Here is an 11,836-nt window from a genome sequence, read left to right on the forward strand (position 1 = left end):
TAGAGGGTGAAAATCCCGTACACGACTTTCTAACGAAGCCTAGTGGTATCCTGAGTAGCGCGGAGCACGAGAAATTCTGTGTGAATTAGCGGGGCCCATCCCGTAAGGCTAAATACTCCCGAGAGACCGATAGCGAACCAGTACCGTGAGGGAAAGGTGAAAAGAACCTCGAACAGAGGAGTGAAATAGACCCTGAACCCGTCTGCCTACAAGCGGTCGGAGCAACGTAAGTTGTGACGGCGTGCCTTTTGCATAATGAACCTACGAGTTACTTTCTCCGGCAAGGTTAAGTATTTCAGATACGGAGCCGAAGCGAAAGCGAGTCTGAACAGGGCGGTATAGTCGGAGGGAGTAGACGCGAAACCAAGTGATCTACCCATGGTCAGGTTGAAGGTTAGGTAACACTAACTGGAGGACCGAACCGGTAAGCGTTGAAAAGCTTTCGGATGAACTGTGGGTAGGGGTGAAAGGCTAATCAAACTTGGAGATAGCTCGTACTCCCCGAAATGCATTTAGGTGCAGCCTTTATTTAGTATAGCATGAGGTAGAGCGACTGATTGGATGCGAGGGCTTCACCGCCTATCAAGTCCAGATAAACTCCGAATGCGTGCTATATATTGATAAGGAGTGAGGGCGCGGGTGCTAAGGTCCGCGTCCGAGAGGAGAAGAATCCAGACCATCAGCTAAGGTCCCCAAATAACAGTTAAGTTGAACTAACGAAGTCAGACTGCAGAGACAGCTAGGATGTTGGCTTGGAAGCAGCCATTCATTTAAAGAGTGCGTAACAGCTCACTAGTCGAGGAGTTTGGCGTGGATAATACTCGGGCATAAACTGTTTACCGAAGCTATGGATCCAGAGTAATGGATGGTAGGGGAGCATTCCAGTGGCGTTGAAGGTGAGGGATAACCCTTGCTGGAGTAGCTGGAAAAGCAAATGTAGGTATAAGTAACGATAAAGGAAGTGAGAAACTTCCTCGCCGAAAGACTAAGGTTTCCTGATCAACGTTAATCGGATCAGGGTAAGTCGGGACCTAAGGATAAGCCGAACGGCGATTCCGATGGAAGAATGGTTTAATATTCCCATACTACTTTATAGAGCGATGTGGAGACGGAGAAGTGACAGTCCTGCCAACTGACGGAATAGTTGGTTAAAGGGTGTAGACGTTGATCGCGGTAGGCAAATCCGCCGTGAGAGTCGAACCTGATAGTATGCCGAGTACTTGTACAAGGCAATATGGATGTAAACAGGCTCCCTAGAAAATCCGCTAAGCATATCTATAGAGTACCCGTACCGTAAACGGACACACGTAGTTGGGTTGAGAATACTGAGGCGCTCGAGTGATTCACGGTTAAGGAACTAGGCAAATTGACCCTGTAACTTCGGGATAAAGGGTCCCTGTCAGCGATGGCGGGGCGCAGAGAATAGGTCCAGGCAACTGTTTAACAAAAACACATGGCTGTGCGAAATAGAAATATGAAGTATACAGCCTGACACCTGCCCGGTGCTGGAAGGTTAAGAGGAGAGCTCATCGCAAGAGAAGGTTTGAATTGAAGCCCCAGTAAACGGCGGCCGTAACTATAACGGTCCTAAGGTAGCGAAATTCCTTGTCGGGTAAGTTCCGACCTGCACGAATGGTGTAATGATCTGGACACTGTCTCAACCGTGAGCTCGGTGAAATTGTAGTATCGGTGAAGATGCCGATTACCCGCGATGGGACGAAAAGACCCCGTGAACCTTTACTATAGCTTTACATTGAATTTGGGCAACTAATGTGTAGGATAGGCCGGAGACTGCGAAGCAGGCACGCCAGTGTCGGTGGAGTCGCCGTTGAAATACGGCCCTTTGGTTGTTTGAGTTCTAACTCGTGGAAACGAGGACACTGTATGGTGGGTAGTTTGACTGGGGTGGTCGCCTCCAAAAGAGTAACGGAGGCTTCTAAAGGTACCCTCAGACCGATTGGTAACCGGTCGTAGAGTGTAATGGCATAAGGGTGCTTGACTGGGAGAGAGACAACTCGATCAGGTAGGAAACTAGAGCATAGTGATCCGGTGGTTCCGCATGGAAGGGCCATCGCTCAAAGGATAAAAGGTACTCCGGGGATAACAGGCTGATCGCTCCCAAGAGCTCATATCGACGGAGCGGTTTGGCACCTCGATGTCGGCTCGTCACATCCTGGGGCTGGAGAAGGTCCCAAGGGTTGGGCTGTTCGCCCATTAAAGTGGCACGCGAGCTGGGTTCAGAACGTCGTGAGACAGTTCGGTCTCTATCTATCGTGGGCGTAGGAGATTTGAGTGGCTCTGACACTAGTACGAGAGGACCGTGTTGGACAGACCTCTGGTTTACCGGTTGTACCGCCAGGTGCACCGCCGGGTATCTAAGTCTGGATTGGATAAGTGCTGAAAGCATCTAAGTACGAAGCCAGCCTCAAGATAAGATCTCCCTGAGGGTCGTTGTAGACTACGACGTTGATAGGCTACAGGTGTAAGGGCAGTAATGTCGAAGCCGAGTAGTACTAATAGCCCGAGACTTTCTATTTCCGAGAGGAAGGATTGATATATCAGCAGGGTTAGTAGAGATACTGACATAGCGAAAGTTACTGATAAAGTAGCGTTGTCCAGGTCAAACATCTTAAAAGGTATTAAGGTGGTTATAGCGTTGGGGATCCACCTCTTCCCATTCCGAACAGAGAAGTTAAGCCCAACCACGTCGATGGTACTGCGTAAAAGTGGGAGAGTAGATAGCCGCCGTTTTAGATAAAAGGAGTTCATTCGATAGAGTGGACTCCTTTTTGTTTTATGTAAATGACGGTTCAAATAGAAATAATAAATGTCAAATAAGATAATAAAGCTCAGTCGAAACTCAGCTTTATTATTTCTCCGTAGGATGGCACGTTTTTAAAGGCTTCCTCTATTCCATATTCTCCGGCATAAACACGCGCACAAGTTAAAACACCTCCATGGGCAAATATACAGACATCTTGCATTCCGCTTTTTCTGATCTCATCAAGAAATGAACTGACGCGGTCGTATTGGTCTTTTAACGATTCTCCGTTTGGTGTTCTGATATTGATCCAGTCTGCAAACCAGGCTTCGGAACGTGGGTCGGAGGATAAGTCTTCCCAGGATTTCATTTCCCATTCCCCAAAATTCAATTCTTTTACGCGATCTTCCCGAATGGCATCCGGATAACCACAATAGGAGGCTAACCTTACACAGCGGGTTAACGGACTACACCAGACTTTGTCAAAAGTAAGTCCGGATAATGATTCTTTTACTTTTTCGGCTTCTTCCTCAAAAGATGGGCGCAGTAGTACGTCGGTTTGTCCGTAAGCATAACCTGCGGGAACGTCGACAGACGTATGTCTGATTAAATAGATATTCATATGTAAATAACTAAAGTGTTGTTGTATATATAACAGCTATACCCAGATAAAAGCTTAATTCGCATAGTAGAAATGTAGCTCCGCAGCAGTCACCGGTATATCCTTGTATTTTCTTTTTCATAAAAGTAGTCAATAGGTACCAGGTAGCAACGGGTAGGAGACCTGCCAGAAAATATACGGGTTCAGGCAACCAGCACAGAGGCAGTAACAGACAAATAAGACTGAACAGGTATTCTCCGGTTGTCATCCGACTATAAACAGTTTTACTTTTTGCTTCTTCCTCTTTTCGGGCATATGGGAGGCGATTGATGATCATACCTGCAATGCCTTTGCTATAAGGATCACCTGCAAGGATGGCACAACCTGCCAGTTCGACCGGGAGATTGCTGAGCAACAAATAATACAGGCCAAAATAGCAGATCAAACCAATGACTCCATAACTTCCTATATGCGAGTCTTTCATAATAGCCAATATCCGTTCCCGGTTTGTGCCTCCTCCGAATCCGTCAAAAAAATCAGCCAGGCCGTCTTCGTGGAGACAGCCTGTGATTAATAAACGGGTGATCATAGCCAGGGCTAAAGCAACTCCGGAAGGCAGAACAAGTGAGCCTGCATATAGTACAATCACCATCAGCCCGGCAGTAAACCAACCGACTAAAGCCCATCGGCTCACTATATTTTTGAAATATTCGGCAGGTACTTCAGCCAGTTTCCAAAAAGGCAGACGCGTAAAGAATATGAATGCAGCCAGTATACGCAACATATATTTAAATGTTAGGAATGGATACCATCCGGTTAAAAATATTTTGTCACGGCCGCCTGTTGGAAAGTATGCATCTCGTTGATCATGCGTACGGCCGAGTCTACGATCGGATAAGCACACACGGAACCGGAACCTTCTCCCAAACGCAGTCCCAGGTTTAGAATCGGGTTTACCTGCAATACATCCAGTACTTTCCGGTGTCCGGCTTCGTCTCCGCAATGACCGAATATGCAATAAGGTAACATTTCAGGATATAACCGGGAAGCTGCCAGAACACAGTTGGTCATGATAAACCCGTCGACAAGTATGATCATTTTGAGTTCTGCTGCCCGGAGCATTCCACCGACAGCCATGACCATTTCGTATCCTCCGAAATAACGGATCACATCTAATGGGCTATTATCTCCTTTATAGTTTTCGAGCGATGCTTTCAACACATTATATTTATGTTGTACGCCAAGACTGTCCAACCCGCTTCCGGCACCGACACATTCTATCAATGGAATACCTGTCAGGCAGGTCATCCACATGCTGGAAGCTGCCGTGTTACCTATTCCCATTTCGCCAAAGCTGATGACGTTGCATCCTTCCTTATGGCAATCACTCACAATTTCAGCTCCGTATTGTAGTGCCAATTCCATTTCTTCCTGTGTCATTGCTGCTTCATGGAGGAAATTACGGGTCCCTTTCCTGATTTTCCGGTCGATTAGTTGTGGAATGGAAGGAAAGTCGAAATCTACGCCACCATCAACAATCTTCAGTTCGATGCCATGCTGGCGGGCAAGAAAACAAACACCGGCTCCGCCGTTCAGGAAATTGTGAATTACCTGGCGGGTTACTTCTTTGGGTGATTTACTTACTCCTTCATCTGCAATACCGTGGTCGGAGGCATAAATGACATTGACCGGATGATGTAGGGAAGGGGTAAGTGTCTGCTGGATCAAACCGATCTGAAGAGCTAATTCTTCTAATCTACCTAATGAACCTTTAGGTTTTGTCAGATTGTTTATTTTTTCCTGTAATGTTTCTGCGATAGCAGCATCTGGTTTTTCAATATTAAAAGTAATCATTGTATTGTTATTTTGTTATCCTTTTATTTTCATGGGTATTCCGCTTACCATCAGTACGACTTCGTCGGCTCGGGAGGCTATATGTTGGTTCAGCCACCCTTGCAGGTCCGTGAATTTGCGTTGAACCGGATCTGGCGAGACTCCGCCTAGCCCAATTTCATTGGTCACGAATATAAAATAAGCCTCCTGTTGGGTCAGTCGGTTGAATTCTTCTTTCAGTTCTGTCAATGATTTTTCGACATTACTGTCATTGTCGAAAAAAAAGTTTGTGCCCCATAACGTGACACAATCTATAACGACTACCCGGCCATTCAGATTATGATGGCTCAGGTATTTTTCTTCTTCTATATTTGTCCATTCCGGACCACGGTCTGCCTGGTGACGGAGAACCCGTTGACGGAATTCTTCATCCCATACACGCGAAGTCGCCAGGTAAACCGGGTTAGTGCTCAATGATAAGGCTAACTTTTGTGCATATCCGCTTTTGCCGGAACGTTGACCTCCTGTAATAAGTACGATATGTTTGTGCGGCATCGTATTATTCTCCTTTAGGCTTGTTGCGGGTAGCAACTCGTTTTCCTTTGTTTATCGGATTGTTTTTACTCGTTTTTCGTAAACTGGCAGATTTGGGAGAAGCGGCAAGGCGTTGCGCAACGGCTGCTTTTCCCAAAGATTTACCGAACTTCGGACGCATGGCATCTTTGAGTGCCTTTTCTTCCGGAGTCAGTTTGTCTTTCGGTTTTTCTCCACTTTTAGCCGCTTTTCTGGCAGCAGCATATTTGTTGTATTTGACATATTTACCAGGTCTCAGCTTACTGCCGGAACCGGAAGGTTTCTTTTTTTCAACAGGCGCACTGTCTTCCACTTTCTTTTCTTTTTTCTCCACTTTGGCAACAGGGTCGCCGAAGATCAGATTTTGAGTTTTACCGGAACCGGTGCGTGCATGCTCCTGAGCCTGGCTGAAATTAACTTTAATATCATCAAGCATGACGATATCAGCTTTGCTAACTTTCTGGCCGACTTCCGGCTGTTTTCCGTTGACGGTAACCCGCCCCATTTCGATGAACTTGTCTGCTTCCCGGCGCGAGCAAAGTCCTGCGTCACTGAGCAATTTGTTTAGTCTTATTTCCATGTCTGTATAATTTTCTTTATTGTAATAATATTGATAGAAGACAAACAAGCAATCCCATGGCTAGTTCTGTATTGCTGTTTATTTTAGTTGCTATTAACATATCTTCTGTTGTAAAAGGCCTGTCGTTGACTCCGATATAAGGCTTTTCCACTGCTTGACCGAAGTAATCGTGTGTACCCCCGAAACGACAATCGAGGATGGCTGCCAATGCTGCTTCCGGATAACCTGAATTGGGACTGAGATGTGCCCTGCCGAAACGTGTCAGAAAATCTCTTTTGTGCCAGTTTCCGGAAACCAGTAACATCAGGCAAGCTGTCAGCCGGGCAGGTATGTAGTTGGCAACGTCGTCCAACCGGGCGGCAGCTTCTCCGAATTCTTTGTATCGCTCGTTTTTATAGCCGATCATCGAGTCGAGTGTATTAATCATTTTATAAGCCATCATTCCGGGCAATCCTAAAAAGCCAAACCAGAACATCGGGGCGATCACTCCGTCACTCAGGTTTTCCGCCAAAGTTTCAAGGGCGGCGGCCCTGATTTCCTGTGGGGATAGATCGGAGGTGTCACGTCCGACGATGCGTCCGACTTGTGTCCGTCCTTCTTCCACACTACGGTCTACTGCTTCAAAAACGGCTTTTACTTCCGTAATCAATGTTTTTCCGGCAAGGCAATAGAATACACCTACTCCGACAAGAATTGCGTATAAATAAGTATTTATAAATGCTCCCCAGAAAAGGATTAGCCGGGTTATAAAGTAAATGCCTGCTACAAGGATTAGTGTCAACAGACCTCCTTTATAGAAACGGTTCTCACCCTGATTCAGTTTTTTCTCTCCGAAAGAAATGAGTTTGCCGAACCAGACGATGGGGTGAGGCCAGCCTTCCGGATCACCTAACAGGCGGTCTGCCAGCCATCCGCCCAGAAAGGGGATTACCTTGAATGAATATATCGATTGAGTTAACCAGTACATATTATTTGTTTGAGAGACAAAGGTAGAAAATTGTACCGTTTTTTGTTTTGTAAATTCACTAATAAATATCTACCTTTGTCTTATGCTTAGGATAATAACACATATAGAACGATTATTACTGGTACATGACTGTGTGATTGTACCGAAATTTGGAGGTTTTGTACTGCAAACAGTTTCTGCCGTATGCAACGGAGAGGAACATTTGTTCAGTCCGCAACGCAAAGAAATCGTTTTTAATATCACACTGCAACATAACGACGGGTTACTTTCAGAGTCATACATGCAAATGTATGGTGTTAATTACCGGAAGGCGCAATTGATGCTGGAGGAAGATGTCGACGATATGAAAGCAGCTTTGCAGGAAGAAAAGAGATTATCCTTTGGTCTGTTAGGTTCTTTCAGTCTGGGACAGGAAGGCCAGATGATTTTCCATCCGGGAGAATCGGATGCATTCAGTGTCTGTTCATATGGATTGGCGGCTTTTAATTTTCCACAGCTTAAACCTGTTTTGGCTGCGCGTGAAGAGGTAGCATTGCTTACCGGAAAGAAGAAAAAAGATACATTATATATACCGGTTAGCCGGAAGTTTCTCCGCGTAGTAGCTGCTTCGGCTGCTGCTGTCACTTTATTCTTATTGGTTTCAACTCCGGTGGAAGATGTGAACCAGGCTGCTTATACTGCCAGTTTTGTTCCGACGGAAATGGTTGCCAGAAATGCGCCAGAAATGAAAACGGAAGAAGTGAGCGCATCAGTAGAAACTGTGGCTCCTGAAACTAAGACGCCGGAGGTGAAAAACGATGCGGTAGTTATTGCGCCAGCCCCGAAAGTGAAAAAACAGGAGGTCGCTCCCCAACCGGCGGTCAGCAAGCCGAATCAGAAAATGTATCATATCGTGATAGCCAGTTTCCCTACGGAAGAACAAGCTGATAAATATATTGCCGGGGTAGATCGTAAAGATTGCAAGCATGTGAGTAAAGTTGTTCGTGATGGTAAGTACCGTATCTATGCCGATAGATTTGATAATCGTGAGCAGGCTGAAAGCTATATGGCTACTTTGCGTACGAATGAAAAATATAAAGATGCCTGGTTGTTTATCAGCCGATAATTAACTCCCTTCTTGTATTGATTTCATTTTATACGAATTCCTTTTATTCATCTTCCTGCTTGGATTGTTTTTTCTTTTTTAACCGGCCTGCCTTTCGTAGTGCCTGATCCAGAATGTACTGTATCTGGCCATTGGTGCTGCGGAATTCATCCGCAGCCCAGGTTTCGATAGCATCCATCATCTCCGCATCGATCCGCAGAACAAAATTTTTGGTTGCATTCTCTTTTTTGGCCATCACTTATATTAATATTAAAAATTTAGAATCATTGGTATAATGTACCTGTGTTGATAATCGGCTGGGCCGGCTCGTCTGCGCATAGTACGACTAATAAGTTGCTTACCATTGCCGCCCTTTTTTCGTCATCGAGTTCGACGATTTCTTCTTCCGATAATTTGTCTAATGCCATTTTTACCATCGAGACGGCTCCTTCAACGATCTTTTCGCGGGCAGAGATAATGGCATCAGCTTGTTGGCGCCGTAGCATGACAGCAGCAATTTCCGGGGCATAAGCCAAATAATTAATACGAGCTTCCACTATCTCCATGCCAGCCATCGCCAAACGTTCATTCAGTTGATGTTCCAGCTGTTCGTTTATTTCTTCACCTCCGCTTCGAAGGGTCAGCTTGTTGGTTTCCTGTTCGTTGTTGTCGTAAGCATATTGCCCGGCTACTTGCCGGAGAGCGGCATCGCTTTGTACACGGACAAAATCTTCGAAAGCATTCATCCGTTCGGCTACTGTTACACCTGCCTGACTATTCTTTTTATTATTAGCCATCGTTTGTGCATCGATTTCAAACATCGCTTTGTAAGTATCTTTCAGTTTCCAAACCAGCACAAGTCCTATCAGGATCGGATTGCCGATTTTGTCGTTTACTTTGATTGGCTCAACATCCAGATTGCGGGCACGCAAAGAAAGTTTCTTTTTGTTCATGAATGGATTTACCCAATAAAACCCTGTTTGCGTGAATGTGCCTTCGTATTTTCCAAAAAATACCATGACCCGGGTTTCGTTCGGCTCCTGGGAAATATATCCGGGAAGCATTAGGATGAATGCTATGAACAACACTATTGTCAGTGGAGCACAGATATAGTTTGTCTCTCCATAAAAATAGAGAACTAATACAATGAATAATGGTATTAGAATGAGATTGATAAATAGACCAATGAATCCATTGATTATTAGTCCTTTAAAATTGTGTTCTTCTGCTTTCATAATAATTTGTATTTGATATTATTTTGATATCACAAATGAAAACAATTTCCTGCACATGACCAAATAAAATATACTCTTTTTATAAGGGGATATTTAAAATATTATTTAGCTTTGTCTACTCAAAATTTACACGATTGGAATTTCAACTAGATACGGACAACAAGGAATTTCAGGATGCCCTGCAACTGATTACCCATACCCGCCAGTCTGTTTTCCTGACAGGGAAAGCGGGGACGGGCAAATCCACTTTTCTCAAATATATTTGTTCGCATACCAAAAAGAAATATGTCGTATTGGCTCCGACTGGTATCGCGGCTATTAATGCTGAAGGGGTGACTTTGCATTCTTTCTTCAAACTGCCGTTCCGTCCGATGTTACCGGATGATCCAGATTTAAGCCTGAAAGACGGGCGGATCTTTGAATTTTTCAAATACCGGAAAGAGCACCGGAAAATAATATCGGAGGTCGAGCTGATCATTATTGATGAAATTTCGATGGTGCGGGCGGATATTATCGACTGTGTAGATCGTATTTTACGTGTTTTTTCAGGAAATATGCGTTTGCCGTTTGGAGGAAAACAGTTATTGTTTGTCGGAGACGTGTTTCAGTTGGAGCCGGTTGTGCCGTCTGACCAGAAAGAGATACTCAGTCTTTTCTATGCCAGTCCGTTCTTTTTTTCAGCCAGGGTTTTCAAGTCGATCAACCTGGTGCCTATTGAGTTGCAGAAAGTTTATCGCCAGACCGATCCCGTATTTATTAATATATTGGACCGAATACGGAGCAATGCGGCAAGAAGACAGGAGCTGGAAATTTTGAATACCCGTTATTTTCCTGAATTTGAGCCGAATAACGAAGATATGTACATTACACTTGCTACCCGGCGCGATCAGGTAGACTTCATCAATGAAAAGAAGTTGTCGGAATTGCCTGGTGAAGAGTTTATTTCCGCAGGGCGTATAGATGGTGATTTTCCCGAATCATCTTTGCCAACACAATTGAATCTGGCAATCAAGGAACAGGCACAGGTGATTTTTATTGATAATGATTATGAACGTCGGTGGGTGAACGGAACTATCGGTATGATTTCGGGTATCGATGAGAACGGGAATGTATATGTCCTGTTGGAAAACGGGATCGAACATCTGGTGGAACCTACTTCGTGGCGTAATTATAAATATAAGTATAACGAAAAGGAAAAACGGATAGAGGAGGAGATTGTCGGTACTTTCGAACAATTGCCGATCCGTCTTGCCTGGGCAATTACCGTGCATAAAAGCCAGGGACTTACGTTTAACCGGGTTGTCGTGGATTTGACCGGAGGTGTCTTTGCCGGCGGTCAGACATACGTGGCACTAAGCCGTTGCACATCCCTCGAAGGACTGGTTCTGAAGAGTAAAGTGACTCCTCACGATATTTTTGTACGTAAAGAAATTGTTCAGTTCAGCCAGATCTTCAATAGTAAGGAACTGATTGAAAAGAGCCTTCGGGAAAGTGAGGCGGAACTTTTATATGCCCGTGCTGCCCATGATTTTAACCGTGGGAATATGAAGGATGCCGTGGAGTCTTTTGCTCTTGCAATAGGGAAACGAAACGAAATGGACAAACCGCTGGTGCAGCGCCTGCTCCGTTCCAAACTTCAGCGTATGAATACGCAACGCCAGGAAATCAAAAAACTAAAAGAAGAACTTTACGCGCAACGTGAAATCCTGAAAGAATATGCCCATGAATATTATTTGATGGGAAATGAATGTGTAACCAAAGCTAATGATCCGAATGCTGCTCTCCGCTCATTCGATAAAGCGTTGAAACTGTATCCTGAATATGTAGATGCATGGGTGCGCAAAGGTGTCACGCTACTGGATATTGGCGAAACATACGATGCCCAAGTGGCATTGAATGAAGCTGTCAAACTGAGTCCCCTTTCATTTAAGGCCCGTTATAATCGTGGAAAATGTTATCTACGCATGAAATATTATGAGGAGGCGATCGCTGATCTCCAAAAAGCCGTTTCCATTAAGCCCAAACACGCATCAGCACACGAGTATCTGGCTGAAGCTTATCGTTTTGTCGGTGAAGAGGAACTCGCTCAACAACATCAGGATATAGCCGATAGTTTGCGGAAAAATCGAAATATTTAAGAAAGTCCATAAAAATCAAGCATATTCGTAATGCGTTGGTAACATAGATTATATATCTTTGTGG

At 44.7% G+C, this 11,836-nt stretch carries 10 protein-coding genes and 2 rRNA genes; 4 read left to right on the forward strand and 8 right to left on the reverse strand.

Going from position 1 to position 11,836, the window contains the following annotated elements; all coding sequences use genetic code 11:
• Window positions 1–2,538, forward strand: a 23S ribosomal RNA gene (locus HMPREF1535_RS24135); the annotation flags it as partial.
• A gap of 102 nt (window positions 2,539–2,640) precedes the next feature.
• Window positions 2,641–2,751, forward strand: a 5S ribosomal RNA gene (gene rrf, locus HMPREF1535_RS24140).
• Between the two features lie 98 nt (window positions 2,752–2,849).
• Here the strand turns inward: rrf and cobC are convergent.
• Genes cobC through cbiB form a run of 6 tightly spaced genes read right to left on the reverse strand, consistent with a single transcriptional unit; the run spans window position 2,850 to window position 7,315 of the window.
• Window positions 2,850–3,383, reverse strand: a complete 534-nt coding sequence (cobC, locus tag HMPREF1535_RS24145; protein WP_046147893.1) for an alpha-ribazole phosphatase — start codon at window positions 3,381–3,383, stop codon at window positions 2,850–2,852.
• Window positions 3,384–3,393: 10 nt separating this feature from the next.
• Window positions 3,394–4,146 (reverse strand): adenosylcobinamide-GDP ribazoletransferase, encoded by a 753-nt coding sequence (locus HMPREF1535_RS24150; protein ID WP_007654313.1) that lies wholly within the window; start codon window positions 4,144–4,146, stop codon window positions 3,394–3,396.
• Window positions 4,147–4,178: 32 nt separating this feature from the next.
• Window positions 4,179–5,216 (reverse strand): nicotinate-nucleotide--dimethylbenzimidazole phosphoribosyltransferase, encoded by a 1,038-nt coding sequence (cobT, locus tag HMPREF1535_RS24155; RefSeq protein WP_046147894.1) that lies wholly within the window; start codon window positions 5,214–5,216, stop codon window positions 4,179–4,181.
• Window positions 5,217–5,231: 15 nt separating this feature from the next.
• Complete coding sequence (locus tag HMPREF1535_RS24160; RefSeq protein WP_010800527.1) at window positions 5,232–5,750, reverse strand: bifunctional adenosylcobinamide kinase/adenosylcobinamide-phosphate guanylyltransferase; 519 nt, start codon at window positions 5,748–5,750, stop codon at window positions 5,232–5,234.
• Between the two features lie 4 nt (window positions 5,751–5,754).
• Complete coding sequence (locus HMPREF1535_RS24165) at window positions 5,755–6,348, reverse strand: S4 domain-containing protein (protein ID WP_007654307.1); 594 nt, start codon at window positions 6,346–6,348, stop codon at window positions 5,755–5,757.
• Window positions 6,349–6,364: 16 nt separating this feature from the next.
• Window positions 6,365–7,315 (reverse strand): adenosylcobinamide-phosphate synthase CbiB, encoded by a 951-nt coding sequence (cbiB, locus tag HMPREF1535_RS24170; protein WP_046147895.1) that lies wholly within the window; start codon window positions 7,313–7,315, stop codon window positions 6,365–6,367.
• 82 nt (window positions 7,316–7,397) lie between these two features.
• Here cbiB and HMPREF1535_RS24175 point away from each other — a divergent pair, with 82 nt between their 5' ends.
• Entirely contained in the window at window positions 7,398–8,420 is a 1,023-nt protein-coding gene (locus tag HMPREF1535_RS24175; RefSeq protein ID WP_046147896.1) for an HU domain-containing protein, read from the forward strand.
• A gap of 43 nt (window positions 8,421–8,463) precedes the next feature.
• On the opposite strand, the gene HMPREF1535_RS24180 is transcribed toward HMPREF1535_RS24175, so the two are convergent.
• Window positions 8,464–8,655 (reverse strand): type II toxin-antitoxin system antitoxin, encoded by a 192-nt coding sequence (locus tag HMPREF1535_RS24180; protein ID WP_007654302.1) that lies wholly within the window; start codon window positions 8,653–8,655, stop codon window positions 8,464–8,466.
• Between the two features lie 28 nt (window positions 8,656–8,683).
• The gene (locus HMPREF1535_RS24185; RefSeq protein WP_046147897.1) at window positions 8,684–9,634 is read right to left on the reverse strand and encodes an SPFH domain-containing protein; all 951 of its coding nucleotides are present in this window, start codon (window positions 9,632–9,634) and stop codon (window positions 8,684–8,686) included.
• A gap of 134 nt (window positions 9,635–9,768) precedes the next feature.
• Here HMPREF1535_RS24185 and HMPREF1535_RS24190 point away from each other — a divergent pair, with 134 nt between their 5' ends.
• On the forward strand, window positions 9,769–11,772 hold the full coding sequence (locus HMPREF1535_RS24190; protein WP_046147898.1) for a tetratricopeptide repeat protein: 2,004 nt from the start codon (window positions 9,769–9,771) through the stop codon (window positions 11,770–11,772).
• The last annotated feature ends 64 nt before the right edge of the window (window positions 11,773–11,836 follow it).

This window comes from Parabacteroides goldsteinii DSM 19448 = WAL 12034, from assembly GCF_000969835.1.
In the GTDB taxonomy this organism is placed as follows: domain Bacteria; phylum Bacteroidota; class Bacteroidia; order Bacteroidales; family Tannerellaceae; genus Parabacteroides; species Parabacteroides goldsteinii.